The 25,232-nt window shown below is 76.1% G+C and carries 27 protein-coding genes; 11 read left to right on the forward strand and 16 right to left on the reverse strand.

The window, feature by feature from the left end; all coding sequences use genetic code 11:
- Positions 1–46: 46 nt before the first annotated feature.
- The 4 genes from BLQ97_RS11475 to BLQ97_RS11490 are packed head-to-tail and all read right to left on the reverse strand — an operon-like array spanning position 47 to position 4,260.
- Entirely contained in the window at positions 47–274 is a 228-nt protein-coding gene (locus tag BLQ97_RS11475) for a DUF4177 domain-containing protein (RefSeq protein ID WP_091366402.1), read from the reverse strand.
- Between the two features lie 36 nt (positions 275–310).
- On the reverse strand, positions 311–880 hold the full coding sequence (locus tag BLQ97_RS11480) for a histidine phosphatase family protein (protein ID WP_091366018.1): 570 nt from the start codon (positions 878–880) through the stop codon (positions 311–313).
- A 52-nt stretch (positions 881–932) separates the two neighbouring features.
- Positions 933–2,225, reverse strand: a complete 1,293-nt coding sequence (locus BLQ97_RS11485) for a class I SAM-dependent RNA methyltransferase (RefSeq protein WP_091366019.1) — start codon at positions 2,223–2,225, stop codon at positions 933–935.
- Positions 2,218–4,260, reverse strand: coding sequence for an APC family permease (locus BLQ97_RS11490; RefSeq protein WP_091366020.1), 2,043 nt, complete (start codon positions 4,258–4,260; stop codon positions 2,218–2,220). Before BLQ97_RS11490 ends, BLQ97_RS11485 begins: the two co-directional genes overlap by 8 nt.
- Positions 4,261–4,425: 165 nt before the next feature.
- On the opposite strand from BLQ97_RS11490, the gene BLQ97_RS11495 reads away from it, so the two are divergent.
- Positions 4,426–5,091, forward strand: coding sequence for a potassium channel family protein (locus BLQ97_RS11495; RefSeq protein WP_091366021.1), 666 nt, complete (start codon positions 4,426–4,428; stop codon positions 5,089–5,091).
- Positions 5,091–5,759, forward strand: a complete 669-nt coding sequence (locus tag BLQ97_RS11500; RefSeq protein ID WP_091366022.1) for a potassium channel family protein — start codon at positions 5,091–5,093, stop codon at positions 5,757–5,759. The genes BLQ97_RS11495 and BLQ97_RS11500 overlap by 1 nt, the downstream gene beginning before the upstream one ends.
- A 3-nt stretch (positions 5,760–5,762) precedes the next feature.
- On the opposite strand, the gene BLQ97_RS11505 is transcribed toward BLQ97_RS11500, so the two are convergent.
- The 7 genes from BLQ97_RS11505 to BLQ97_RS11535 form a co-directional block, all read right to left on the reverse strand.
- A complete protein-coding gene (locus BLQ97_RS11505; RefSeq protein ID WP_245692083.1) occupies positions 5,763–6,602 on the reverse strand; it encodes a DUF3159 domain-containing protein in 840 nt (279 codons plus the stop codon).
- Complete coding sequence (locus tag BLQ97_RS11510; RefSeq protein ID WP_091366405.1) at positions 6,599–6,976, reverse strand: OB-fold nucleic acid binding domain-containing protein; 378 nt, start codon at positions 6,974–6,976, stop codon at positions 6,599–6,601. The genes BLQ97_RS11505 and BLQ97_RS11510 overlap by 4 nt, the downstream gene beginning before the upstream one ends.
- The gene (locus tag BLQ97_RS11515) at positions 6,973–7,770 is read right to left on the reverse strand and encodes an alpha/beta hydrolase family protein (protein ID WP_091366023.1); all 798 of its coding nucleotides are present in this window, start codon (positions 7,768–7,770) and stop codon (positions 6,973–6,975) included. Before BLQ97_RS11515 ends, BLQ97_RS11510 begins: the two co-directional genes overlap by 4 nt.
- Positions 7,767–8,525 (reverse strand): DUF3710 domain-containing protein, encoded by a 759-nt coding sequence (locus tag BLQ97_RS11520; RefSeq protein ID WP_091366024.1) that lies wholly within the window; start codon positions 8,523–8,525, stop codon positions 7,767–7,769. The genes BLQ97_RS11515 and BLQ97_RS11520 overlap by 4 nt, the downstream gene beginning before the upstream one ends.
- A gap of 1 nt (position 8,526) precedes the next feature.
- Positions 8,527–8,982: a dUTP diphosphatase gene (dut, locus tag BLQ97_RS11525; protein ID WP_091366025.1), complete on the reverse strand. Its 456-nt coding sequence runs from the start codon at positions 8,980–8,982 to the stop codon at positions 8,527–8,529.
- A 50-nt stretch (positions 8,983–9,032) separates the two neighbouring features.
- Positions 9,033–9,926 (reverse strand): hypothetical protein, encoded by an 894-nt coding sequence (locus BLQ97_RS11530; protein WP_091366026.1) that lies wholly within the window; start codon positions 9,924–9,926, stop codon positions 9,033–9,035.
- Between the two features lie 184 nt (positions 9,927–10,110).
- Positions 10,111–10,413, reverse strand: coding sequence for a DUF4193 domain-containing protein (locus tag BLQ97_RS11535; protein ID WP_091111521.1), 303 nt, complete (start codon positions 10,411–10,413; stop codon positions 10,111–10,113).
- Between the two features lie 297 nt (positions 10,414–10,710).
- Here BLQ97_RS11535 and BLQ97_RS11540 point away from each other — a divergent pair, with 297 nt between their 5' ends.
- On the forward strand, positions 10,711–11,757 hold the full coding sequence (locus tag BLQ97_RS11540) for a phosphotransferase family protein (protein WP_091366027.1): 1,047 nt from the start codon (positions 10,711–10,713) through the stop codon (positions 11,755–11,757).
- A 70-nt stretch (positions 11,758–11,827) separates the two neighbouring features.
- Positions 11,828–12,364 carry a LytR C-terminal domain-containing protein gene (locus tag BLQ97_RS11545; RefSeq protein ID WP_091366028.1) on the forward strand — a complete coding sequence of 179 codons (537 nt, stop codon included), beginning with the start codon at positions 11,828–11,830 and terminating at the stop codon, positions 12,362–12,364.
- Between the two features lie 58 nt (positions 12,365–12,422).
- Here the strand turns inward: BLQ97_RS11545 and BLQ97_RS11550 are convergent, their stop codons facing one another.
- Complete coding sequence (locus BLQ97_RS11550) at positions 12,423–13,232, reverse strand: inositol monophosphatase family protein (protein WP_245692084.1); 810 nt, start codon at positions 13,230–13,232, stop codon at positions 12,423–12,425.
- 61 nt (positions 13,233–13,293) lie between these two features.
- On the opposite strand from BLQ97_RS11550, the gene ppgK reads away from it, so the two are divergent.
- The 5 genes from ppgK to BLQ97_RS11575 all read left to right on the forward strand — a co-directional run bounded on the left by ppgK (position 13,294) and on the right by BLQ97_RS11575 (position 20,088).
- Entirely contained in the window at positions 13,294–14,040 is a 747-nt protein-coding gene (gene ppgK, locus BLQ97_RS11555; protein ID WP_217637156.1) for a polyphosphate--glucose phosphotransferase, read from the forward strand.
- 355 nt (positions 14,041–14,395) lie between these two features.
- Entirely contained in the window at positions 14,396–15,757 is a 1,362-nt protein-coding gene (locus BLQ97_RS11560) for an RNA polymerase sigma factor (RefSeq protein WP_091366031.1), read from the forward strand.
- A gap of 499 nt (positions 15,758–16,256) precedes the next feature.
- Positions 16,257–16,481: a DUF7455 domain-containing protein gene (locus tag BLQ97_RS11565; RefSeq protein WP_091111865.1), complete on the forward strand. Its 225-nt coding sequence runs from the start codon at positions 16,257–16,259 to the stop codon at positions 16,479–16,481.
- Positions 16,482–16,618: 137 nt separating this feature from the next.
- Complete coding sequence (locus BLQ97_RS11570; protein WP_091366032.1) at positions 16,619–18,928, forward strand: VanW family protein; 2,310 nt, start codon at positions 16,619–16,621, stop codon at positions 18,926–18,928.
- Between the two features lie 83 nt (positions 18,929–19,011).
- Positions 19,012–20,088 (forward strand): YihY/virulence factor BrkB family protein, encoded by a 1,077-nt coding sequence (locus BLQ97_RS11575; protein ID WP_091366033.1) that lies wholly within the window; start codon positions 19,012–19,014, stop codon positions 20,086–20,088.
- 78 nt (positions 20,089–20,166) lie between these two features.
- Here the strand turns inward: BLQ97_RS11575 and BLQ97_RS11580 are convergent, their stop codons facing one another.
- Positions 20,167–20,394 (reverse strand): DUF3039 domain-containing protein, encoded by a 228-nt coding sequence (locus BLQ97_RS11580; RefSeq protein WP_091366034.1) that lies wholly within the window; start codon positions 20,392–20,394, stop codon positions 20,167–20,169.
- A gap of 91 nt (positions 20,395–20,485) precedes the next feature.
- On the opposite strand from BLQ97_RS11580, the gene BLQ97_RS11585 reads away from it, so the two are divergent.
- Together BLQ97_RS11585 and BLQ97_RS11590 are read left to right on the forward strand one after the other, a co-directional pair.
- Positions 20,486–21,436 carry a pseudouridine-5'-phosphate glycosidase gene (locus BLQ97_RS11585; protein WP_175471692.1) on the forward strand — a complete coding sequence of 317 codons (951 nt, stop codon included), beginning with the start codon at positions 20,486–20,488 and terminating at the stop codon, positions 21,434–21,436.
- 14 nt (positions 21,437–21,450) lie between these two features.
- Positions 21,451–22,311, forward strand: a complete 861-nt coding sequence (locus BLQ97_RS11590) for a carbohydrate kinase family protein (protein ID WP_245692085.1) — start codon at positions 21,451–21,453, stop codon at positions 22,309–22,311.
- A gap of 3 nt (positions 22,312–22,314) precedes the next feature.
- Here the strand turns inward: BLQ97_RS11590 and BLQ97_RS11595 are convergent, their stop codons facing one another.
- The 3 genes from BLQ97_RS11595 to BLQ97_RS11605 all read right to left on the reverse strand — a co-directional run bounded on the left by BLQ97_RS11595 (position 22,315) and on the right by BLQ97_RS11605 (position 25,228).
- Positions 22,315–22,680: a DUF3099 domain-containing protein gene (locus tag BLQ97_RS11595; protein ID WP_245692086.1), complete on the reverse strand. Its 366-nt coding sequence runs from the start codon at positions 22,678–22,680 to the stop codon at positions 22,315–22,317.
- A 173-nt stretch (positions 22,681–22,853) separates the two neighbouring features.
- Positions 22,854–23,453 carry an HhH-GPD-type base excision DNA repair protein gene (locus BLQ97_RS11600; RefSeq protein WP_091366412.1) on the reverse strand — a complete coding sequence of 200 codons (600 nt, stop codon included), beginning with the start codon at positions 23,451–23,453 and terminating at the stop codon, positions 22,854–22,856.
- Positions 23,454–23,488: 35 nt separating this feature from the next.
- Entirely contained in the window at positions 23,489–25,228 is a 1,740-nt protein-coding gene (locus BLQ97_RS11605) for a hybrid sensor histidine kinase/response regulator (protein WP_091366035.1), read from the reverse strand.
- Between the last annotated feature and the right edge of the window lie 4 nt (positions 25,229–25,232).

A 25,232-nucleotide genomic window follows, 5' to 3' on the forward strand; every position in this document is an offset into this window, starting at 1 on the left:
TCGAACAGGCGTTCGACCCGACGGGCGGGCCGTCACCCGATCGTGATCACCCCGAGGGGCGCTTGAGCCAGAACTGCTCGAACCCCCAGGTGCCCGCCCCGCTGGAGTGGTAGCTGACCAGCTCCCAGCCCTCGCCCCCGAGCCGGTTGAGCACCGAGCTGGTGTCCCCCTGCTGCCGCTCGAGCCGGCCGCCGGGGAGCTTGACGCTCACCCCCGCCCGCTGCGACTCCGCGTCGTTGGCCGTGATGACCGAGGCGTACTCCCAGGTGGTCACGCCGCCCACCGTAGCCGGGGCGGCCGCGGCGTCCGGTCAGCCGGGAGGGCCGACCCGCACCCACGGGCGGGTGATCCGCCGGGTGACCGGGTCGTAGGCGAACACGCTCCCGTGTCCCGGCTGGCCCAGCCGCCGGTCCGCGGGCACACCGAGCAGCGCGCACAGCAGCAGGGTGCCGACGCCGCCGTGGCAGACCAGCGCGACGTCGCCGTCGGCCCCGGCCACCGCCCGGCCGGCCGCGGCCACCACCCGCCGCTGCGCGTCGACGGCCCGCTCCCAGCCCCGGGCGCTCTCCTCCGGCCGGGCGAAGAAGGCCTCGGCGGCGGCGTCGAACTCCTCGGACGGCAGGAAGCCGGTGGCCGACCGGTCGGTGCCCCCGAGGCCCGCGTCCACGGCCACCGGCAGGCCCACGGTGGCCGCCAGCGCCGCCGCGGTCTGCACCGCCGTGCGCTCGGTGCCGGTCACCACCCGCCCCAGCCGCGGGACCCACGGCTGGGCGAGCAGGTGGCGCAACCGCTCGCGGCCGGCCTCGGACAGGCCCCACTCCGGGACCGGCACCTGCGGCTCGACCCGGACCTCGGGGTGGGTGACGACGTGGACCAGCACGCCGCACTCCTACCGTGCCGGACCCCGCCGCGGCCTCACCCGCGGGAGGAGGTCAGCCGGAAGGGGTGAACAGCGCCACGCACTCGACGTGCGCGGTCATCGGGAAGGCGTCGAACCCGCGCAGCTGCGCCAGGCGGTACCCGGCGGCGGCGAACGCAGCGGTGTCGCGGCCGAGCGAGGCCGGGTCGCAGGCCACGTAGACCACCGCGCGCGCCCCGGTGCCGGCCAGCACCCGGCTCACCGCGGGCCCGGCACCGGCCCGCGGCGGGTCCAGGACGACGACGTCGGGCGCGCCCCCCAGCTCCTCGAGCAGCCCGGTGAGGCCCTCGGCGTCCACCTCGCCCTGCCAGACCTCGGCCTGCGGAAGGCCGGCGAGGTTGGCCTCGGCCGCCGCGCACGCCTCGGCGTCGGCCTCCACGCAGACCACCCGGCCGGCCTCCCCCACCGTGGGCGCCAGCGCCCCGCCGAACAGGCCGGCGCCGGCGTACAGGTCGAGCACGGTCTCCCCGGTGCGCACGCCGGCCGCCCGGGTCACCGCGGCCACCAGCGCGTCGGCCGCCGACTCGTGCACCTGCCAGAAGCCGGTGCCCTCGACCTCCCAGTCCCGGCCGCCGGCGCGCCGCCCGGCCCGCCCGGCCGGCGCGGCCGGCCCGTCCGCGCCCGGCCGCAGCACCCGGGTCGACGTCGGCACGCCGCGGCGGTCGAGCCGGGTGGTGGTGACCGCGCCGGCCGAGTCGACGGAGACGTCGACCGCCCCGGCGCCCGGCCACCGCCGGGCGAGCACCGCCCGCGCGGCGGGCTCCACGGTGATCGGGCAGTCCTCCAGCGGGACGACGTCGTGCGAGCGGTGCCGCCGCAGCCCCGGCACGCCGTCGCGGCCGACGGCGAAGCGGGCCCGCGACCGCCAGCGCAGCGGCCCGCCGGGCAGCGGCTCGACGGCGAGGTCGCGCAGCACCGGGTCGGCGGCGTCGAGCCCGCCGAGCCGGGTCAGCTGCTCCCGGACGACGTCGGCCTTGAGCCGCAGCTGCCCCTCGGGCGCGACGTGCTGCCAGTCGCAGCCGCCGCAGCGCCCGGGCCCGCTGTAGGGGCAGGGCCGCTCGACCCGGTCGGGCGCGGCCTCGAGCACCTCGACGGCGTCGGCGCGGCAGTAGCCGGGCTGGCGGTCCTCGGTGACCCGGGCGACGACCCGCTCCCCCGGCAGCGCGTGCCGGACGAACACCACCCGGCCCTCGGCGCGGGCCACGCAGTGCCCGCCGTGCGCCACCGGACCCACGGTCACGGTGAACTCCCGGCCCACCCAGCCCAGGCCCCGGTCCGGGGCCCCGCCGCGGCGCCGCTCAGCCATAGGGCGTCGCGTCGACGTGGTCGTCGGTCAGGCCGCGGCGCAGGTCGCCGGGCATCGGGCCCAGCCGCCGGTCGTCGTCGCCCCGGCCGACCGAGCTCTCCAGCTGCCACGGCACGGTGGTGATCATGACGCCGGGCTGGAACTGCAGCCGGGCGCGCAGCCGCAGCGCGCTCTGGTTGTGCAGCACGTTCTCCCACCAGTGGCCGACCACGTACTGCGGCACGAACACGATGACCAGCTCGCGCGGGCTCTGCCGGCGGATCGCCTTGACGTAGTCGACCACCGGGCGGGTGATCTCGCGGTAGGGCGACTCGAGCACGGTGAGCGGCACCGGGATGTCGTAGCGCTCCCAGTCCGACTGCAGCCCGCGGGTGTCGGCGTCGTCGACGTTGACCGTCAGCGCGGTGAGCACGTCCGGCCGGGTCGCCCGGGCGAAGGCCAGCGCCCGCAGCGTCGGCTTGTGCACCTTGGAGACCAGCACGATGGCGTGCACCTTGCTGGGCAGCAGGCGGGCGTCGCTGTCGGGCACCAGCTGCTCGGCGACGTGCGAGTAGTGCCGGTTGATCGCCTTCATCAGCAGGAACAGGACCGGCATCACGAGGATCACCAGGTAGGCGCCGCGGGTGAACTTGGTGATCACGATGATCACCAGCACGACGGTGGTCAGCGTGCCGCCGATGGTGTTGATGACCTGGGAGCGGCGCATCCGCCGCTTCTCGGCGTCGTCGGTGGACAGCCGGATCTCCCGGTTCCAGTGCCGCACCATGCCCCACTGGCCGATCGAGAAGCTGGTGAAGACCCCGACGATGTACATCTGGATCAGCCGGTTGGGGTCGGCCTGGAACGCGACGAGCAGCAGCGCGGCGAACCCGGCCAGCAGCAGGATGCCGTTGCTGTAGACGAGCTTGTCGCCGCGGGTGTGCAGCTGGCGGGGCAGGAAGCGGTCCTGCGCGAGCACCGAGCCCAGCAGCGGGAAGCCGTTGAAGGCGGTGTTGGCGGCCAGCACGAGCACCAGCGCGGTGACCGCCTGGATGTAGAAGAACCCGACCGACTGGGCCCCGCCGAAGGTGGCCGCGGCCAGCTGGGCGATGACGGTGCGCTGCGGGTCGGTCTGGCAGTCGCCGGGGAAGCCGACGAGGTCGCAGGTGTTCTCCGCGTACCGCACCTCGCCGAGCAGGGCCAGCGCGGTGACGCCGGCGAACATCGTCGCGGCGATGCAGCCCATGAGCGCCAGCGTGGTGGCGGCGTTCCGCGACTTGGGCGGCTTGAAGGCGGGCACGCCGTTGGCGATCGCCTCGACCCCGGTGAGCGCGGTGCAGCCGGAGGCGAAGGCGCGCAGCGCGAAGAAGACCAGGGCCACCCCGCCCAGGCCGTCGTAGCCCGGCTCGGGGGCGATGGACCACCCGGCGCTCTCGGCGACGACGGGCGAGTCGGTGAGGAAGTCGCGGACCAGCCCGGTGACGATCATGACCATGATCCCGGCGACGAACAGGTAGGTCGGGACGGCGAAGGTCTTGCCCGACTCCCGGACGCCGCGCAGGTTGGTGGCCGCGAGCAGCGCGACGAGCCCGACGGCGATGAGCACGCGGTGCTGGTTGAGCACGGGGAACGCGGAGATGATGTTGTCGGTGCCGGCCGAGACCGAGACGGCGACGGTGAGCACGTAGTCGACCAGCAGCGCGCTGGCCACCGTGAGCCCGGCGAACTGCCCGTGGTTCTTCATCGCGACCTCGTAGTCGCCGCCGCCCGAGGGGTAGGCGTGCACCACCTGCCGGTAGGACAGCACCACCGTGGCCAGCAGCAGCACGACCACGACGGCCAGCCACGGCGCGAGGAAGAGGAACGCGGTGCCGGCGAGGGTCAGCACGATGAGGATCTCCTGGGTGGCGTAGGCCACCGAGGAGAGCGGGTCGCTGGCGAAGATGGGCAGCGCCAGCGACTTGGGCAGCAGCGACTCACCGGCCCGGTCGCTGCGGACCGGGCGGCCCAGGACGAGGCGCTTGGGGAGTTGTCCGAGGTCGGACAGGCGGGGCACGGCGGCGATGGTACGGACGCCGGGGACCCGTCGCCGCCTCCTGCGAGCGGGTCCTCCCCCCGGGTGTGGCGTCCGGCACGCGCCCCGGACCCGGGCCGCGCGGGTGTAGCTTCGCGCCCGGTACGCGGGCCGCCGGCGCCCGCGCGGACGACTCGGGAGGGGCACGTGCACGTGGTCGTCATGGGCTGCGGCCGTGTCGGCTCGGAGATCGCCCGGCGGCTGGAGCGGATCGGCCACAGCGTCGCGGTCATCGACCAGGACCCCGAGGCCTTCCGCCGGCTGGGCCCGGAGTTCACCGGCCGCCAGGTCACCGGCCTGGGCTTCGACCGGCAGACGCTGCTCGACGCCGGCATCGACTCCGCGGGCGCCTTCGCCGCGGTGAGCAGCGGCGACAACTCCAACATCATCAGCGCCCGGGTGGCGCGGGAGACCTTCGGCGTCCAGCACGTCGTGGCGCGGATCTACGACTCCAAGCGCGCCGAGGTCTTCGAGCGGATGGGCATCCCCAGCGTGGCCACCGTGCCCTGGACGGTGAACCGGCTGCTGCGGGAGCTGCTGTCGGTCAAGGTCAGCGAGCTCTGGCGCGAGCCCACCGGCCGGGTGCTGCTGATGCGGGTGACCGTCACCGACGGCTGGGTGGGCCGCAAGCTCGCCGAGCTCGAGGCCGCCTCCGGCGCCCGGGCGGCCTGGCTGGTCCGCTTCGGTGAGGCCCAGCTGCCGTCGGCCTCCACCGTGCTGCAGGACGGCGACCAGCTCGTCGTCGCGGCCACCGACGAGATCTCCGACCGGGTGCACGCCACGGTCGAGCACCCCGAGGGGAGGCGCGCCTGATGCGCGTGGCCATCGTCGGCGCCGGCGCGGTCGGCCGCTCGATCGCCGGTGAGCTGCTCAACAACGGGCACACCGTGATGCTCATCGAGAAGGACGGCCGCAAGGTGCGCACCCGCGCGGTGCCCGGCGCCGAGTGGGTGCAGGCCGACGCGTGCGAGGTGTCCTCCCTCGAGGAGGCGCAGCTGGCCACCTGCGACGTCGTGGTGGCCGCCACCGGCGACGACAAGGCCAACCTGGTCGTCTCGCTGCTGGCCAAGACCGAGTTCGCGGTCAACCGCGTCGTCGCCCGGGTCAAGGACCCGCGCAACGAGTGGCTCTACACCGAGGCCTGGGGCGTCGACGTCGCCGTCTCCACCCCGCGGGTGCTCGCCGCGCTGGTCGAGGAGGCGGTGACCGTGGGCGACGTCGTCCGGCTGATGAGCTTCCGCAAGGGCGCGGCGAACCTGGTCGAGATCACCCTCGCCGAGGACACCCCGTGGGCCGGCCGGCCGCTGCGCGACGTGCCGCTGCCGCGGGAGACCGTGCTGACGGCGCTGCTGCGCGGCGACCGGGTGATCACGCCCTCGCCCGACGAGCCGCTCGAGGTCGGCGACGAGCTGCTGTTCGTCACCCACGCCGACGTCGAGGAGCAGCTGCAGCAGGTGCTCTCCCCCGCCGGCGTCCTCTGAACGTCAGTCCGGCGGCGTGGCCGGGTCGGCCTCGACCCGGTGCCGGTGCAGCCGGGCGACCACCCACAGCGTGACCGCCAGCGCGGCCGCGGTCACCGGCAGCCCGAGCACCAGCGAGGCGACCCCGAGCAGGCCCTCCTCGTTGGCCAGGTACAGCGGCGTCTGCACCGCCACGCGCAGCAGGAACGTGACCGCCCACATCACCGTGAGCCAGCCGTAGGCGCGCACCACGCGCGGGTCGTCGCGCCAGTGCCGCTCGGGCTCCGGGTCCACCCGGCGGCCGTCCGGGGCGGGCTCCGGCGGCGGCCGGTGGTGCAGCCGGGCGCGGGCGGTGTCCACCCGCCGCCGCAGCCCGGGCAGCGAGTGCGCGGCCATGGACCCCAGGTGGCTGGGTGCCAGGAACTCGGCGAGGACGCCGACCAGCGGCCAGCGCAGCGGCACCGACCCGAGCAGCACCACGCCGATGACGGCGTTGCGGATGATCCCCGGGACGAAGTAGTTGCGCGCCTGCCCGGACGCCGCGGCGATGGCCACCGCGACGGCGACGCCGAACAGGCCGCTGAACGCCTGCTGCAGGCTCTCCCGCCGGGCCAGCCGGAACACCACGACGAGCACGGCGACGCCCAGGGCGCTCCAGATGCCGGTGCGCAGGCCGCCGACGGCGTTGGCGACGATGAACGCGATCGTCGGCAGGGAGGCGTCGACCATCCCGCGCCAGCCGCCGAGCTGGTCGAGGACCATGTGCCGGTCGAAGGTGAGCGGCCGGGCGTCGGCCTCGGGCGCGCCGTGCGGTGCTGCTCCCCCCGGGTCGTGCCGGCCGTCGTCGTCGGCCGCCGGCGTCACCCCGCGCTCAGCTCGTACCAGGGGTTGTAGATGACCTTGCGGCCCTCGAAGTTGCCGAACCGGCCGCGCGCGGTGAGCGTGCGCCCCGGCTCGATGCCGGGGATGCGGCGGCGGCCGAGCCACACCAGGGTGACCGAGCCAGAGCCGTCGAACAGCTCGGCCTCGAGGGTCGGCACCGTCTCGCGCGGGGTGTAGACCACCGACCTCAGCCGCCCGGTGACCGTGACCACCTCGCCCCTGCGGCACGCGCTCACCGGCTCGCAGCCGGCGCGGTCGGCCTCGGCGCGCAGCTCCTGCGCGTCGATGGTGGAGTCGTCGGCGGTCAGCCGCTGCAGGGTGCGCGAGAGCCAGCCGCCGGGACGCGTCTGTGTCACGCCCCCAGGGTAGTGCTGCCCCCGCGGCCGGTGCGGCGCCGCCCGAGCCACTCCCTCGCCCGGGCCCACTGCTCACCCGAGGGGTCGATCGGCTCCATGTGCCCGCCGGGGACGGGCAGCACCGTGACCCGGTCCCCGGCCGCGCCCGCGGCCGCGGCGTACCGCTGCGACTGCTCGAGCGGGACGACGTCGTCCGCGGTGCCGTGCACGCAGAGCACGTCCGCGCCGGTGGGCAGCAGCCGCACCGGGTCGGCGGCGGCGTAGCGGGCGGGCACCTCGCCCGGCTCGCCGCCGAGGAACTCCTGCGTCGCCCCGCTGCCCAGTCCCTGTTCGGCGGCGCGGACCAGGTCCAGGACGCCGGCCTGCAGCACCACTGCGGTCACCCGCACCCGCGGGCCGGCGCCCGGGGCGCCCGCGGGCAGCCGGGCCCGCCCGGCGGCCCACGCGGCGAGGTGGCCGCCCGCGGAGTGCCCGACGACGGCGACCTCGGTCAGGTCGAGGCGGGCCGCGTCCTCCAGGTCCGGCAGCGCTTCGAGCGCCGCGGCGACGTCCTCGAGGGTGGCCGGCCAGCCGCCGCCGGCACCGACCCGGCGGTACTCGACCGCCACGGCCGCCCAGCCGGCGGCGGCGAGGTCGGCGGCGAGGGGACGGGCCAGCTCGACGCCGCGGGCGGCGCGCCAGAAGCCGCCGTGCAGCACGACCGCCACGGGTGCGGGACCGTCGCCCGCCGGGAGGGTGAGCTCGAGGAACTGGTCGGGGTGCCCGCCGTACGCGGCGGGGACGGGGATGCTCACCCGGCCGGCTCGGGCGGGGCGGCGTGCCGGCCCCCGGGCCGCTGCGGCGCGGCGGCCGGCGGCGGGGCGGCGCCGGGCCGGCCGGCCTGCTGCTGGCGGGCGAGCTGGGCGGCGGCCTGCGGGGGCAGGGACAGCGGCAGCTGCTCGCGCACCGGCATGGGCTCGGTGCCGCGGACGACGACGACCTTGCGGAACACGTCCTCGAGGACCGCCGCGGCCTCCGGGCTCTCGGCGGCCGGGCCGCTGATCATCCCGCGGAGGAACCAGCGCGGGCCGTCGACGCCGACGAAGCGGGCGGCGCGGCGGACCGGCTGGGGCGGCGGTCCCCCGGGCTGCGCCGGCGGGGTGACCACGATGCTGCCGGCGAGCTCGGTGCCGAAGGGGCCGTCGACCTCCTGCAGCCGGGCACCCTGGCCGGACGCGCCGCGGGCGAGGTCGGCGCGGACGTCGTCCCAGATGCCGGCGGCCCGCGGCGCGGCGAAGGCCGAGACCTGCAGCAGCGAGTCGCCGTAGCGCAGCGTCGCGCCGATGACCTTCTGCTGCTGGTTGACGTCGACCCGCAGCTCCGTGCCGGGGACGGCGGGCAGCCGCAGCGAGCCGAGGTCGACACGGGCGGTGCCGTCCTCGGGGGCGTCGGCGGCGTCGTAGGGGCCGGTGGTCTCGGCGACCTCGCGCTCGCGGTGCTGCGGCTCGGGCGGGACGCCGCGCTCGCGCAGGCTGCGGTCGATCCGGTTGCGCCGTCGTCCGAAGGGCATCTCAGGCCTCCTGTCCCGCACCGGTGGACCCGTGCCCGGCCTCGCCGCGGGCGCTCTCCGGCAGTTCCTCGACGGGGACGAAGCGGGCCCGCACCACCGGCTGCACCACGAGCTGGGCGACCCGGTCGCCGCGGCGCAGCGTGACCGGGGTGGCCGGGTCGAGGTTCACCAGGTTGACCTTGATCTCCCCGCGGTAGCCGGCGTCGATGGTGCCGGGCGCGTTGACCACGCTGACCCCGTGCCGGGCGGCCAGACCCGAGCGCGGGTGCACGAACCCGGCGTAGCCCTCGGGGATGGCCACCGCCACGCCGGTGCCCACCAGCGCGCGCTGCAGCGGGGCGAGCTCGACGTCCTCGGTGACGGTCAGGTCGGCGCCGGCGTCGCCCGGCAGCGCGTAGCGCGGGGGCGCCGCCCCCGCCGCGGTGAGCCGGACGGGGACGTCGAGGGGGTCGACCACGACGGCGACCCTAACGGCGCCGACGGGGGTCCGGCCGACCGGCCGCGGGCTCAGGAGCCGGCGCGGCGCAGGTCGGCGCGGACCCTCCGGGCGAGGGTCTCGGTGGCCTTGAGGTTGCCCCGCCCGCCGAGCGCGGCACCGACGAGCAGCGGTGCCGCCGACCCGACGTTGCGCAGCATCCGGCGGGACAGCCGGCGCCGCAGCGCCCGGAAGCCCGCCGTCCCCAGCACCGCGCCGACGCCCTGCTGCGTGGTGCCCTCCACGGAGCGCTGCTGGGTCCAGCTGGACAGGTAGGCCAGGGCCCGGTCGCGGGGGTCGCCGGGCGCCGGGCGGCCGGCCAGCTCGTGCAGCTCGCCGAGGAGCACCACCTCGACCGCGGCCACGAGCAGCGTCTCGGCACCGAGCTCCAGCGGCAGGGCGACCAGCGACGGCGGGGCGAACCAGTGGGCGGCCGACAGGCCGCCGGTGGCCGCGCCGACGGCGGCCGTGACCCGGGAGGCCCGGGTGACGAGGGCGTCGGCGATCTCCTCGTCGCTGCGCCCGGGGTGCGCGGCCCGCAGCCGCGCGGCGTCGCGGATGGGCAGCCGGGGGGCCGCGGCGGCGAGCAGGTCGCCGAGGACGGTGCCCGGCGAGCGGCTCTCGTCGTCGGCCGCGGCGGGCGCGTCACCGCGGCGGGTGGCCGCCGAGGCGACCGCGCCGAGGACGTCGCGCAGCGTGCCGGCGGCCGAGCGCCGCTCGCCGTCGGGCGCGGCGTCGTCCGGCGCGCTGCCGAGCAGGCCGGCCACGGCGTCGGCGACGGCGCGGGCCGCCCGGCCCAGGCCGGAGTCCTCGGCCAGCCAGGCCGGCCCGCCCGCCGCGGCGTCCCCCGCCGTGACGGCGGGCTGCACCGGCCGCGGCGGCGGGACGTCCCGCGGTGCGGCCCTGCGGTCCCCGTGCTCGCTCATCGCCTGTCCTCCTGGTGGGTCACTGGAGCGGCCCCGCTGCAGGGGCCCGCGCCGAGCGTGGTGACGTGCTGGAACGGCCCCCTCGCAGGGCCCCGCCACCGAGCCTGGTGACGTGCTGGAACGGCCCCGCTGCAGGGGCCCGCGCCGAGCGTCAGCGAGGCGTGGGGGGCAGCGGGGTCCTTCTTCAGGCGGCGCAGTCGCGGCAGTAGAGCTGGTCGCCCTTGGTCGCGGCCAGCCGGCTGCGGTGCTGGACCAGGAAGCAGCGCGAGCAGGTGAACTCGTCCTCCTGCTTGGGCAGCACGCGGACGGTCAGCTCCTCGTTGGACAGGTCCGCACCGGGCAGCTCGAGGCTCTCGTTGAAGTCGGTCTCGTCGACGTCGACCGAGGCGGACTGCGCCTCGGCGCGCCGCGCCTTGAGCTCCTCGAGGGAGTCCTCGCCGAGCTCGTCGGCCTCGTTGCGGCGCGGGGCGTCGTAGTCGGTGGCCATGGGGTGTGCCCCTCCTCCGGGGTTCTCGCGGGCGGAACGCGCCCGCATCGTGCGACGGCGGCGAGGAGCGCCACCGTCCGGTCCGGCCGCCGGGGCGGCCGTGGGTTCCGGGACCGGCGTCCGCTCCCGGCGACCCCCCGTGGTCGGCCGGGTGCGGGACCGGCAGCCCCCCAACGCCGTGCGGCCCCGGTTTGTGCCCGCCCGCGCGCGGGCGACACGCGGAGTCGCGGTGGGCTCCGCGACGGGGTCCGGACGGGCCGGTGGGGAGGCGGAGTGCCGGAGGTTACCCTGCGCCCCGTGTCGAGTCCCGTGGGTGCCGATCCCGCCGTCGTCGGCCCGTACCTCGCCTCCGTCCTGGGCGACGACCGCTGGCGGGAGGTGACCGTCGAGCTCATCGCCGCCGGCATGTCCAACCTCACCTACGTGGTGACGCCGGCCGGGGGGACGCCGGAGGAGTCGGTGATCCTGCGCCGCCCGCCGACGGGCGCGGTGCTCGCCACGGCGCACGACATGGCACGGGAGCACCGCGTGATCAGCGCGCTCGGCGGGACCCCCGTCCCGGTGCCGCGGACGCTGCACATGTGCACCGACACCGCCGTCCTCGGCGCTCCCTTCTACGTCATGGAGCGGGTGTTCGGCCTGCACGTCGTCGACCGCATCCCGGCGGGGTACGCCGACGAGCCGGCCCAGCGCCGCGCGATCGGCGAGGGGCTCATCGACGTGCTGGCCGACCTGCACGCCGTCGACCCCGGGGCCGTGGGCCTGGGCGACTTCGGCCGGCCGGAGGGCTTCATGGCCCGCCAGGTGCGCCGGTGGACGCAGCAGTGGGAGGCCACCCGCGACCGCGACCGCCCCGGTCTCGACGCCCTCGCCGCCCGGCTGGCCGAGACCGTCCCGGCGAGCCAGCGGACCGGGATCGTGCACGGCGACTTCCGGCTGGACAACTGCCTGCTCGACCCCGACCGGCCCGGCGGCGTCCGCGCGGTCCTGGACTGGGAGATGTCGACGCTCGGCGACCCGCTGGCCGACCTCGGGATGCTGCACGTCTACTGGCCCGAGGCCGGCGAGCCGAGCGTCGCCGGGCAGAGCACGGTCACCGCCCTCGAGGGCTTCCCCAGCCGCGCCGAGGTCGCGGCGCGCTACGCCGAGCGCAGCGGCCTCGACCTGGCCGACCTGCACTGGTACGTCGGGTTCGCCTACTTCAAGTTCGCCGCGATCGTGGCCGGCATCGTCGCCCGCTCGGCCGCCGGCGCGATGGCCGGCAAGGACACCGCCGGGTACGCCGACCGGATCGACCCGTGCGTCGAGCGGGGACGCGCCGCACTCGACGACGGTGTCCTCTGAGGCCCGCGGCCGACCGTAGGATCCGCGCGACCCGGCGAGACCTGCCGGGCCGCCGGCGAGGAGGACGACCGTGAGCGTGGCAAGCGAGACGCCCCCGGTGCGCCCCCGGAAGGACCGCCGGCTGATCCCGCCGCTGGTCTTCCTGCTCGTGCTCGCGCTCGCCGCGCTCGGCGTGTGGTGGAAGGTGCTCTCCGACGCCAGCGCCCGGGAGGAGGCCACCGACGCCGCCTGCGCGACCGCCGAGGCCGCCCCGCCGTCGCTGGACCCCTCGACGCTGTCGGTGCGCGTCTTCAACGCCACCGACACCGCGGGCCTGGCCCAGACCGTGGCCGGGGAGCTGCAGCAGCGCGGGTTCGTCGTCGACGAGGTCGCCAACGACCCGAGCGGCCGCGAGGTCACCGGCCCCGGTGAGGTGCGCTTCGGCCCGGCCGGCCGCGACGCGGCCGCCTACCTGGCCCTGTTCCTCCCGGGCTCGGGCAGCTACCAGGACACCCGGGCCGACGCGCGCGTCGACCTGGTGATCGGCCCGGACTTCCAGCGGCTGGCCTCGCCCGAGGAGGTCGCGGCCACCCTCACCCCCATCGCCAGCGCCGAGGCCGCCTGCTGACGGCCCCCTCGCAGGGGCCCGCCGCGAGCGTGCGAGCGGTGGGGGCGAGGGGGTCCTCTCAGTGGAGGCGGTCGAGGAGGGCGAGGAACGGCTCCGCCACCGTCTCCGGGACGGCGACGGCCATCGGCTCGGCGAACGGCCGGCCGGGCAGGCCGGTGACGACCAGTCCCGCCTCGGCGGCCACCAGCGCACCGGCCGCGTGGTCCCACGGCTTGAGGTCGAGCTCGTAGTAGGCGTCCACCCGCCCGGCGGCCACCGAGCACAGGTCGAGGGAGGCGCAGCCCTGGCGGCGGATGTCGCGCACCTCCGTCAGCAGCTGCGCCACGACCGCGCCCTGCGCCCGCCGCTGCTCCACCCGGTAGCCGAAGCCGGTGGCCACCAGCGTCTGGCCGAGGGAACCCGGCCGGTTCCCCGTGAGCCGCCGCGGTCCGGGGTCGGCCGGCGTGGACAGGAAGGCCCCGCCGCCGGCGGTCGCGGTGAACAGCTCGCCGGTGGGCACGTCGAGCACCGCCCCGGCCACCGTGGCGCCGTCCACCTGGGCGGCGATGGAGACCGCGTAGCCGCGCAGGCCGTAGAGGAAGTTCACCGTCCCGTCGATCGGGTCGACCACCCACCGCACGCCGCTGGTGCCCTGCCGGTCGGCGCCCTCCTCGCCGAGCAGCCCGTCGTCGGGCCGCGCGGTGAGCAGCCGCTCGGTGATCAGCCGCTCGGTGGCGGTGTCGACGGCGGTGACGACGTCGGTGGGGCTGGACTTGACGTCGACGGCGGCCGCGGCCGACCCGCGCTCGCGGGCGACCAGGGCGGCCGCCTCCCGGGCGGTGGCGACCGCGAGGTCGAGCAGGGCGGCGGACGGGGGCAGGGCACTCACCCGGGCGATCCTGCCCGAGCGGCCGCCCCACCGTGCGGCGCCGGTCACTAGGGTGACCGCCGTGCAGCAGGGCTTCGGGGTGGACATCGGTGGCAGCGGCATCAAGGGCGGCCTGGTCGACCTCGCGCAGGGCGCGCTCGTCGGCGAGCGGGTGCGGGTGGAGACGCCGCAGCCGTCGACGCCGGAGGCGGTCTACCGGGAGGTGGCCGGCATCGTGGCGACCTTCGGCTGGACCGGCCGGATCGGCGTCACCTACCCCGGCGTGATGAAGCGCGGCGTCGCCTACACCGCCGCGAACATGGACCACGGCTGGATCGGCACCGACGTCGACGCCGGGATGACCGCGCTGGTCCCGGGCACGGTCGAGACGCTCAACGACGCCGACGCCGCCGGGCTGGCCGAGATGCGCTACGGCGCCGGCCGCGACCGCCGCGGCGTCGTCCTCATGCTGACCTTCGGCACCGGCATCGGCAGCGCCCTGTTCGTCGACGGGCACCTGGTGCCCAACACCGAGTTCGGCCACATCCAGGTCGACGGTCACGACGGCGAGAAGAAGGCCTCGGCCGCCGCCAAGGACCGCGAGGACCTCAGCTACCCGCAGTGGGCCAAGCGCGTCGACCGCTACCTCGACGTCCTCGAGGCCGGGCTGTGGCCGGACCTGATCATCGTCGGCGGCGGGGTGAGCAAGAAGGCGCACAAGTGGGTGCCGCTGCTGACCACCCGGACCGAGGTCGTGCCCGCGCAGCTGCTCAACGACGCGGGCATCGTCGGAGCGGCCCTCACCGCCGCCGAGCGCATCGACCACTGAAGGAGGACCCTCCTGCCCCCCGGGCCGGCAAACGCTCGGCGCGGGCCCCTGCAGGAGGGCCGTTCCCGGCGCGACGACGCGTCGGTCACCCTGCGGAGGGACCGGCTGACCTGGGGTGGTGTGGCAGCCCGTCCGGGCGAGCACCACCGCGATGGCGGTGGTCACACTCCGTTCCGCCGCTACAATGGAGGAGCCCCAGCACGTCGCCACCCAGCCGGGAGTCATCCCCCGCCCGCGCCGCGGTCAAACCCCGCGCCGGACCGGCGGCACTCCCCGCTCCGTGGTCACCGACCGGGGCCGCTGCCCGGAGCTCCACCCGCTCCCGGGGACGCACCCAGCACGGGAAGGAACCTGAGTGCCCGCCGACAAGCCAGCACCGGACGCCGCCGCGAGCACCACCCGCTCGAAGACGGTCGCCGCCGGTCCCCGGGCCTCCCGGACCAGCGCACCCGTGGGGGTGGCAGCGGACGCGTCCGCGGCCAAGCCCGCGCGGAAGAAGGCCCCCACCAAGGCCCCGGCCGCCAAGGGCGTCCGCAAGCCGGCCATCAGCCCCTCGCCGGGCAGCGGCGAGGGCGCGGTGCTGACCGCCGTCGCCACCGAGGACTCCGCCGTGGCGGTGGTCGACGCCGGCGCCGAGGGCCTCACCCTCGACGAGACCGTCGTCGCCGGGCCCGACGGGGCCGAGGCCGCCGACGCGCCCGCGGAGGAGGCCACCGCCGAGGGCGGCGACTTCGAGTGGGACGACGAGGAGGAGTCCGAGGCGCTGCGGCAGGCCCGCAAGGACGCCGAGCTCACCGCCTCGGCCGACTCCGTCCGCGCCTACCTCAAGCAGATCGGCAAGGTCGCGCTGCTCAACGCCGAGGAGGAGGTCGACCTCGCCAAGCGCATCGAGGCCGGCCTCTACGGCGCCGAGCGGCTGCGCGCGGCCGAGGAGGAGGGCCAGAAGCTCTCCCCGCAGATGCGCCGCGACCTCAACTGGATCGTCCGCGACGGCGAGCGCGCCAAGAACCACCTGCTGGAGGCCAACCTCCGCCTCGTGGTCTCCCTCGCCAAGCGCTACACCGGCCGCGGCATGGCGTTCCTGGACCTCATCCAGGAGGGCAACCTCGGCCTCATCCGCGCCGTGGAGAAGTTCGACTACACCAAGGGCTACAAGTTCTCCACGTACGCCACCTGGTGGATCCGGCAGGCGATCACCCGCGCCATGGCCGACCAGGCCCGCACCATCCGCATCCCGGTGCACATGGTCGAGGTCATCAACAAGCTCGGCCGCATCCAGCGCGAGCTGCTCCAGGACCTGGGCCGCGAGCCCACCCCGGAGGAGCTGGCCAAGGAGATGGACATCACCCCGGACAAGGTGCTGGAGATCCAGCAGTACGCCCGGGAGCCGATCAGCCTCGACCAGACCATCGGCGACGAGGGCGACAGCCAGCTCGGCGACTTCATCGAGGACTCCGAGGCGGTCGTCGCCGTCGACGCGGTCAGCTTCACCCTCATGCAGGACCAGCTGACCAGCGTGCTGCAGACGCTGTCGGAGCGGGAGGCCGGCGTCGTCCGGCTGCGGTTCGGCCTGACCGACGGCCAGCCGCGCACGCTCGACGAGATCGGCCAGGTCTACGGGGTCACCCGCGAGCGGATCCGGCAGATCGAGTCCAAGACCATGTCGAAGCTGCGCCACCCGAGCCGCTCCCAGGTCCTGCGCGACTACCTGGACTAGCAGAAGGACCTCGCTGCCCCACACCGCTCGCACGCTCGCGGCGGGCCCCTGCAGCGAGGCCGGCCTCTCAGCTCGCTGACGGCCCCCGACCTGCGGGTCGGGGGCCGTCCGCCGTCCGGGTGACCCCCGGGTGCCCGTCGTGTCGCGGCCAGGTGTCGTCCCGGTCGCGCTGAGGTCACGATCTCACCCGCCCGGGCGGGCGGCGCGGTGTACGACGGCAGCGGCCGGGTAGACGGCGTAGCGTGGAGGACGTCGAGACAGCAGCGGACCCACGAGCCGGAGACCTGCCGGCGCACGGAACGACCAGCACCACCCAGACACACCGTTACCACCCAGTGACGTCCCTGCTGACCCCCACCCACCCGCCCCACCGGTCACCCGCCCCCCATCCCGGGCGAGTCGGCCGACGGATCGGGAGGAACGGGAACACCGGGGCTCATCCTGGCGCTGTGCAGGAGGCCGATCCGCAGCCGCGGGTCCGTGCGGTAGAGAGCGAGTGATGACCCAGATGACCCAGACGCTGACGACGACCCCCGCCGCCGACGACCTGGTCGTGCCCTTCCACTGCGACCGGTGCGGCGCGCTGGCCAAGGTGCGTGTCGTGCTCGCCAGCGGCAGCGACCTCGTCTTCTGCGGGCACCACGCTCGCGAGTACGAGTCCAAGCTCCGTGACATCGCCGTCGACATCATCGAGACGGACGGCGAGCAGCACCTCGCACGCTGAGAGAGGCGCTATCGTCGCTCCCTGCGATGAAGCCCTCACCCGACGACGCCGCCGGCGTCCCCGTTCCGCCTGACGCGGACGGGGAGCCGGCGGCTCCGTCGTTGTCGGGGACCCCCGGTCGACACGAGGACCCCGAGATGCCGCAGCACCCCGCCCCGCCCGCGCCCGCCCCGGACACCGCCGTTCCCGGCGAGCTCTCCGACGACACCCGCCCGGTCCCCCGGGACCGCGGTCCCGTCGGTCCCGACGCGCCGCCTCCGCCGGCGGTGCCGGCCGTCCCGTCCACGGCGCCGGAGGCCCCGGGCACCGCCGCCGAGGCGCCGCGGGTCGCGCCCACGGCCGGCGACACGCCCGGACCGGACGGCAGCCCGTCACCGGCCCCGGCACCCGACCCGGCACACGGCACCGTGGCGCTCCCCGACGGCCCGGTGGACGCGCACCCCACCGAGCCCGTCCCCACCGAGGCCGTCCCCGCGGACGCGACGGCGCGCCTCGACCCGGCCGCCACGCCGCCCGCGGCGCCCGGCGCCCCCGCGGTCCCGCCGTCCCCCCGCACGGACGGTCCGGGAGACACCGCCGGCCCGGGAGACACCGCCGGCCCGGGAGACACCGCCGGCCCGGCAGGTGGCGACGGCCCCCGGCGCCGCGGCTGGCGGCGGCCGGCCGTCCTCGCGCCCGTGGCGGTGCTCGCCGCGCTCGGCGTCGCCTACGGGGTCGACCTGCTGGTCGCCGGCGACCACGTCCCGCGCAACACCGTGGTGGCCGGGGTCGACATCGGTGGCCTCTCGCCCGCGGCGGCCGCCGAGCGGCTCGAGGAGGACCTGGCGCCCCGGGTGACCGCCGACCACGTGGTCGTGGCCGACGACGTCGAGACCACCCTCTCCCCCGCCACCGCCGGCCTCACCCTGGACGTCGAGGGCACCGTCGACGCCGCCGACGACCAGCCGCTCAACCCCTGGACGCGCCTGGTGTCGCTGGTCAGCGAGCGCCGGGTCACGCCGGTCATCACCGGCGAGGAGACCTCGCTGACCGCGCAGGTCGACACCATCGCGACCCAGGTCGACCGCGTGCCGGTGGACGCCTCCATCGCCGTCGAGGGGACCACCCCGACGCTGGTCGAGCCGGTCGACGGCCGCACCCTCGACCGGGAGGGCGCCGCCGAGGCGATCACCGCCGCCCTGGCCGCCGGCGGGGACCCCGCCACCCCGATCGAGCTGCCGGTGGAGGTCCTCCCGGTGCGGGTCGGCACCGAGGAGGCCGAGCGGGTCCTCGAGGAGACCGTCACCCCCGCCCTCGCCGCGCCGGTGACCGTGCGCAGCCAGGACGGCGCGGCCTCCGTCGACGTCCCGGTGGAGGCGATCGCCGCCTCGCTGACGTTCACCCCCGAGGACAGCGGCGAGCTCACCGTCGGCGTCGACCCCGCGGCACTGCAGACGGCGATGGGTGAGGACTTCACCGCGTTCGGCACCCCCGCGCAGGACGCCCGCTTCGAGATCGCCGGCGGCAGCGTCCGGGTCGTGCCCTCGGTGGACGGGACCGGTGTGGACCCGGCCGTGCTCTCCACCGAGCTGCTGGCGGTGCTGCCCGACCCCGCGCCGCGCACGGTGACCGCCGAGCTCGGCCCGGTGCCCGCCGAGCTGACCACGCAGGAGGCCGAGGCCCTCGGGATCCGCGAGGAGGTCAGCTCGTTCACGACCACCACGGGCAACAGCGCCAGCGGCACCAACATCCGCGTGGTGGCCGAGGAGGTCGACGGCGCGCTCGTGCTGCCCGGTGAGACCTTCAGCCTGAACACCTTCACCGGCCCCCGCGGGACCGCGCAGGGCTACGTGCCCGCCAACGTGATCAGCGGCGGCGCCCTGTCCACCGCGGTCGGCGGCGGCATCAGCCAGTTCGCCACGACGATGTTCAACGCGGTGTTCTTCGCCGGGCTCGAGGACGTTTACCACAAGCCGCACAGCTTCTACATCAGCCGCTACCCGGCCGGGCGCGAGGCCACGGTGTACGAGGGCCAGATCGACCTGCAGTGGCGCAACGACACCGAGACCGGCATCTACGTCGACACCCAGTGGACGCCGGGCGCCTCCGGCGGGTCGGTCACCGTGACCTTCTACGGCACGCGCTACTACGAGGTGGAGGCCGTCGAGGGGCCGCGGCGCAACGTCCGCGAGCCCGCCGTGCAGGACAAGGTGGACGACGGCACCTGCATCTCCCAGGGCGGCGCCCAGGGCTTCGACATCACGGTGACCCGCGTCTTCCGCGACCTGCAGACCGGCGCCGAGGTGCGGCGGGAGTCCTTCGACACCCGTTACGCCGCCGAGGCGGTCATCCGCTGCGTCCCGCCGCAGCCGGACCCGGCCGCACCGGTGCCCGCCCCGGAGGGCGCCCCGCCGCCGGCCGCGCCGTCGGCTCCCGGCCGCCGGCCGGGGCACCGCCGGACCCGCTGAGCACCTCGCCCGACCGGGCGACGACGGGCGTCCCCGGCCGCGCGGCCCGGCGGGCGCCCGCGTCGGGCGTGCACACTGGGCCGGTGAGCACCGTGCGGGCCGGCGGGCCGCCCCGCGCGGACGGGGCGGCCGGTCAGCCCACCGACGGCCCGCCGGCCCCGGTCGTGACCGCCTCGGGGGCGAGCCGCGCCGACGTCCCGCCGCCCGGACGCCTCGACCACTGGCCGGCCGTGGTCCGCGTGCCGCTGCAGGTGCTCGGCCGCACGGTGGCCAAGGCGTGGCAGGACCGCATCCTGGGGCTGTCCGGCGAGGCGGCGTTCTGGCAGATCCTGTCGGTGCCGCCGCTGCTGATCGCCCTGCTGGGCTCGCTGGGCTTCCTCGGCGACTGGATCGGCGCGGCGGCGGTGCAGACCGTCGAGGACACCCTGGTCGACGCCTCCAGCCAGGTGGTGACCGCCGACGTCGTCGACTCGCTGGTCCGGCCCACCCTCAACGACATCCTGACCTCGGGCCGGCTGGACGTGGTCAGCCTGGGCTTCCTGCTCACCCTGTGGGCCGGGTCGTCGGCGACCGCGACGTTCATGAACACGATCGTCATCGCCTACGACCAGCGCGACGTCCGCGGCCCGATCCGCACCCGGCTGATGGCGCTGGGACTGTTCGTCGTGGGCCTGGTGCTCGCGGTGCTCATGCTGCCGCTGCTGGTGCTCGGGCCCGGCCTGCTCGTCGCGGTGCTGCCGCAGGACTGGCAGGGCACCGCCACGGTGCTGATCAACGCGGTGTACGTGCCGCTCGTCGTCGTCGGCCTGGTGCTGGCGCTCACGAGCTTCTACCACGTGATCCTGCCCCGGCGGCTGCCCTGGCACCGGCACCTGCTGGGCACGGTGCTGGCCGTCGGGTTCTTCGTCGTGGCGGCGACCGTGCTGCGGCTCTACGTCTCCGACATCCTGGTCGCCGCGCTGCCCTACGGGGCGCTGGCCACCCCCATAGCGGCGCTGCTGTTCCTGTTCTTCTTCGGCATGGCGGTGCTGCTGGGCGCCGAGCTCAACGCCGCCGTGCAGGAGCGCTGGCCCGCGCCGCTGCGCCGGCACACCCGGCGGGCCCAGCGCCGCCGGGCCGCTGAGCTGCAGGCCGAGGCGAAGCGCCTCGGCCTCGGGTGAGGCGGTGAGGCGCTGGAACGGCCTCCCTGCAGGGCCCCGCTGCGAGCGGAGCGAGTGGTGGGGGGCAGGGAGGTCCTTCTACTCGCGGAGCTGCTCGTAGACCTCCTTGCAGGCCGGGCAGACCGGGCTGCCGGGCTTGGGGCTCTTGGTCACCGGGAACACCTCGCCGCACAGCGCCTCGACCAGCGTGCCCATGACCGCGCTCTCGGCGATCTTGTCCTTCTTGACGTAGTGGAAGACCTCGTTGGCGTTGCCGGTGTCGCTGTCGCGGACGTCGGGCTTCTCGAGGAGGTCGGAACTGCTCACGGGCTCTCCCAGGGTCGGGTCCAGGTGGCGGCGGGGGCGCGGCGCCGAGGGAGGAGCCGGACGCTCCCCGCCCACCGACCATGATGGCAGGGTGTCCGTCGAACCCACCTCCACCGGCCGCCACGCCGTCGGCTCCCCGCTGCGCCTCTCCCCCGAGGTCGACGAGGCGCTGACCGCCGGTGCCCCCGTCGTCGCGCTCGAGAGCACGCTGCTGGCCCACGGCCTCCCCCGGCCGGACAACCGCGCGGCCGCCGACGACGTCGAGGCCGCGGTGCGGGCCGGTGGTGCCGTGCCGGCGACCGTCGCGGTGCTCGACGGCGTCCCGCACGTGGGCCTGACCGCCGAGCAGGTCGACCGGGTGTGCCGCGACCCGGACCTGGCCAAGCTCGGCGTCCGCGACCTGCCGGTGGCCGCCGCGCTGGGCCTGTCGGGCGCCACCACCGTCTCCAGCACCGCGCTGCTGGCCGCCGCCGCCGGGATCGGCGTGTTCGCCACCGGCGGGCTGGGCGGGGTGCACCGCCAGTCGGCCGAGACCTTCGACGAGTCGGCCGACCTCACCGCGCTCTCGCGGACCTCGCTGGCCGTCGTCTGCGCGGGCGTGAAGTCCATCCTCGACGTCCCGGCGACGCTGGAGCGGATGGAGAGCCTGTCGGTGACCGTCGTCGGCTACCGCACCCGCACCTTCCCCGGCTTCTACGTGGCCGACTCGGGCTCACCGGTCGAGTGGTCGGTCGACTCGCCCGAGCAGGCCGCCGCGGTGCTCGCCGCCCGGCGCGAGCTGGCACCCGGCGCCGTCGTCGTGGCCAACCCCCTGCCGGCCGACGAGCAGCTCGACCCGGCGCTGCACGACCGGGTCATCGCCGATGCGCTGGCCGCCGCCGAGGCCGCCGGGGTGCGCGGCAAGGCGGTGACGCCGTTCGTGCTCGACCACCTGCACCGGGCCAGCGAGGGCGCCACGCTCGCGGTCAACGTGCGCCTCGTGCTGCGCAACGCCGAGCTCGCGGGGCGGATCGCCGCCGCGCTCGCCGGGCAGGCGCGCTGAGCACCGCGCGGCCGGTGGTCGTCGTCGGCGACGTCGCCACCGACGTCGTCGCCGTCCTCGCCGGGGAGCCGGCACCGGGGTCGGACCGGCCGGCCACCATCCGCACGCGGGGCGGCGGGGCCGGCGCCAACGTGGCCGCCCACCTCGCCGCGCTCGGCGTGCCGGTGCAGCTGGCCGGCTGCGTGGGCGACGACGCCGCCGGGACGGCACTGGCCGGCGAGCTGGCCGCGGCCGGCGTCCGGACGGCGCTGCGCCGGGTGGCCGGGGCCGCCACCGGCACGATCGTCAGCCTGGTCGAGCCCGGCGGGCAGCGCAGCATGCTGGCCGACCGCGGCGCCAACCTGGCGCTGCACGCGGGCGACGTCCCGGCGCCCGCCCCGGGCGGGCACCTGCACCTGTCGGGCTACACGCTGCTCGACGAGCGGCCGCGGGCCGCCGGGCTCGCCGCGCTGGCCGCGGCGCGCGCCGCCGGGTGCACCGTCTCGGTGGACCCGGCCTCGACCGGCCCGCTGGCCGCCTCCGGGGTGGACCGCTGGCTGGCCGACACCGCCGGCGTCGACCTGCTGCTGCCCAACGCCGACGAGGCGCGACTGCTCACCGGCTGCGCGGACGCCGTGGAGGCCGCACGGGCACTGGCCGCCCGGCACGCCGCGGTGGCGGTGACCCTGGGCGCCGAGGGCGCGCTGTGGGCCTCGGGCGACGAGCTGGTGCACCGCCCGGCGCACCCGGCCGCGGTGGTGGACACCACCGGTGCCGGCGACGCGTTCACGGCCGGCCTGCTGGCGGTGTGGCTCGCCGGCGGCGACCCGGTGACCGCGCTCGACGCCGGGCTGGCCCGGGCCGCCGCGGTGGTCGGGCGGCCCGGCGCGCGCTGAGGCTCAGCCGTCGATGACCCGGCCGCCCTCGATCACCCGGCGCTCCCGCGGCGGGGCCTCCAGGATCCGGTCGGGCCGCGGCGCGACGTAGCGGTGGGCGTCGAGCTTCTTCTTCGGCGGCCGGTCGTTGGCCATGACGACGGCGATCCAGGGCAGCACCGTGCCGAGCACGGCAAAGATGATCATCAGCCAGACGGTCTGGTAGAACACCGCGGCCAGCACCAGGCTGATGCCGCGGACGGCCATGGTCAGCACGTACCGCCGCTTCCGGGCCGCGTGCTGCTCGACCAGGCTCGGTTCGGCCTGGGTGATGAGCACCGGCTCGGCCTTGCGGGGTCGCGCGGACTGCTGGCTCGAGGCCACGAGCACCCTTCCCTCCGCGGGCCGGGGCGGAGACGGCACGGTGTCGCCTGCGAGGAACCAGTTGCCCGTCATCCGGTGGCGGGCAATCCGGCGTCTCCCGGTCCGCCCTCCATCGTGCCACTCGCACCGGGTCCGTGCAGGGCCCTCCGCGGACGATCCGGTGCTGGTCGAGGGCGCGGTCAGCGGGCGGCGGCGGCGGCCTTCGCGGCCTTCTTGGCCTCCTGCTTGGCGGCCCGCACCTCGGCCAGCGACTCGGGCCCGGTGATGTCGGCGACCGAGCGCCGGGAGCCCTCCTCGCCGTAGGAGCCGGCCGCCTCCCGCCACCCGGGCGGGGTCACGCCGTACTGCTTGCCGAGCAGCGCGACGAGGATCTTCGCCTTCTGCGCGCCGAAGCCGGGCAGCTCGCCGATCCGGCGCAGCAGGGTGGCGCCGTCGGGGACGCCGTCCCACAGCCCCTCGGCGCGGCCGTCGTAGCGGTCGACCAACAGCCGGCACAGCGCCCGCGCCCGGGCCGCCATCGACCCGGGGTAGCGGTGCACCGCGGGCGGCCCGGCGAACCAGGCGGCCAGCGCGTCGGGGTCGGCGTCGGCGACGGCGGCGGCCGACAGCCTGTCCGTCGCGGGGTCGAGGCCCATCCGCTCGGCGAGCAGCCGGGGCCCGGCGAAGGCCCGCTCCATGGGGAACTGCTGGTCGAAGAGCATCCCGAGCACGAGGGCGAGGGGGTCGCGGCCGAGCAGGTCGTCGGCGGCGTCGTCCTGGGTGATGCGGAGAGTCGGCACGCCGCAGATGGTGCCGCAGGGCGAACCGGGCGCACTCACCCCGCGTCCCCACCGTGTTCCTCGTCGACCGGCTCCGCAGCGCTCAACCGGGCTCCGCGCTCCGCCGCGTCTCCGGCCAGCGAGCGGAGGAGCTGGTCGAGGTCGTCCATCCCGAGCGGCTTCGTCAGGTGGCGGTCGAACCCTGCCTCACGGGCCCGCACCCGGTCCTCCTCCCGGCCGAACCCGGAGACGGCGACCAGGCCGGTCGAGCGGTGGGCCCGCGAACCGCGGAGCCGCCGGGCCACCTCGTACCCGTCGATGCCCGCACCGAGCGCGATGTCGCAGAGCACGACGTCGAAGGGTTCCTGCGCGGCGGCCACTCCGCCCTCCCCGCTGGAGGCGAGCGTCACCTCGTGCCCGAGTTCCCGCAGGAGGGACGCGTAGAAGCGGGCCAGGTCCTCGTTGTCGTCGATCACCAGGACCCGCAACGACGCCGTCGGCGCAGCGGTTGAGGGCGCGGCCCCCTGGTCGGCGCCCTCCTCCGAAGACGTGAGGACCGGGAGTCGGACGCTGAACACGGCTCCTCCGACGGCCGGGTCGCTGCGCGCGGTCACCGTGCCTCCGTGCGCCTCGACGATGCCGCGGACCACGGCCAGCCCCAGGCCGAGGCCCTCGGGGGCGCCCCGACCGGGATCAGCCGCCCGGGTGAACGGCTCGAAGAGCGAACCGGCCAGGTCGGGGGGCAGCCCCGGCCCGGTGTCGCGGACGCGCAGTTCGGCGACCTCTGCGTGGGCGGCGAGCTCGACGGTGATCGCGGCCCCGGCGGGGGTGTACTTGTAGGCGTTGTCGAGCAGGTTGGCGATGGCCTGGGCGAGTCGCACGGGATCGCCGCTGACGATCACCGGCGTGCTCGGAAGGTGCAGTCCGACCGGTCTGCCCGCGGTCCCTCGGGTGGACCCGGTGTCGTGGACGGCTTGCTCCACCACTGCGCGCAGGTCGATCCGCTGTCGCCGCACGGCCAGGCGTCCGGTGAGACCGCGGGCCGCGTCGAGCAGGTCGTCGCTCATCCGGGTCAGCGCCCCGCTTTGTCGGTCGAGCACGTCCAGAGCCGGGTGCCCGGACAGATCCAGCGCCAGCACGTCGAGGGCCGCCCGGACCGCTGCGAGCGGATTGCGCAGCTCGTGCGACAGGGTGGCCAGGAACTGGTCCTTCGCGCGGGTCTGCGCTCGGAGGGCCGCCGTGGTCATCTCGAGCTGGTCGTTGAGCTCGCGCAGGCGCTGGTTGGCGTCCTGGACCTCTCGGGCCCGGGTGAAGAGGTCGGCCTCCATCTGCTCGAGCCGGGTCAACAGCGCGACCTCCCACCGCTGCCGCTCCTGGCCGGCCTCGCGGAGCCGCACCAGGTCGGTGACGTCCTGGACCCGGTGGATGACCACCGCCACCCGGCCGTCGTCGTCGAGCACCGGGGTGTTCACCGGACTCCAGTACCTCGTGACGAAGGTGCCGTCCGGCGCGCGGACGTCGTAGCGCTGCAGCGCGAGCGCGTCCGGGGAGCCGGTGCGCACGACCGTCTCCAGCGACCGGCGCAGGTTCACCACCCCGTCTGCCAGCGGGTCGTCGGGGTTGTCGGGGAACACGTCGAACATCGGCCGGCCGACCACGGCGTCGGGGTCGACGAACGTGGCCTCGGCGTAGGCCCGGTTGACCGCCAGGATCACGAAGTCCGCCGTCATGACCAGGTAGGGCGATGGCGACGCCTGGAACAGCGCCCGGAAGTCCAGCTCGTGCGCCGACGTCATCGCC

This window comes from Geodermatophilus telluris, assembly GCF_900102745.1.
GTDB classification, from domain to species: Bacteria; Actinomycetota; Actinomycetes; order Mycobacteriales; family Geodermatophilaceae; genus Geodermatophilus; species Geodermatophilus telluris.

Bases quoted from the DNA above. Each gene is read 5' to 3' on its own strand.
- BLQ97_RS11485 (WP_091366019.1), bottom strand. From the start codon at position 2,225: ATGGCTGAGCGGCGCCGCGGCGGGGCCCCGGACCGGGGCCTGGGCTGG.
- BLQ97_RS11500 (WP_091366022.1), top strand. From the start codon at position 5,091: ATGCGCGTGGCCATCGTCGGCGCCGGCGCGGTCGGCCGCTCGATCGCC.
- BLQ97_RS11520 (WP_091366024.1), bottom strand. From the start codon at position 8,525: ATGCCCTTCGGACGACGGCGCAACCGGATCGACCGCAGCCTGCGCGAG.
- BLQ97_RS11530 (WP_091366026.1), bottom strand. From the start codon at position 9,926: ATGAGCGAGCACGGGGACCGCAGGGCCGCACCGCGGGACGTCCCGCCG.
- BLQ97_RS11535 (WP_091111521.1), bottom strand. From the start codon at position 10,413: ATGGCCACCGACTACGACGCCCCGCGCCGCAACGAGGCCGACGAGCTC.
- BLQ97_RS11565 (WP_091111865.1), top strand. From the start codon at position 16,257: ATGACCCAGATGACCCAGACGCTGACGACGACCCCCGCCGCCGACGAC.
- BLQ97_RS11570 (WP_091366032.1), top strand. From the start codon at position 16,619: ATGCCGCAGCACCCCGCCCCGCCCGCGCCCGCCCCGGACACCGCCGTT.
- BLQ97_RS11605 (WP_091366035.1), bottom strand. From the start codon at position 25,228: ATGACGTCGGCGCACGAGCTGGACTTCCGGGCGCTGTTCCAGGCGTCG.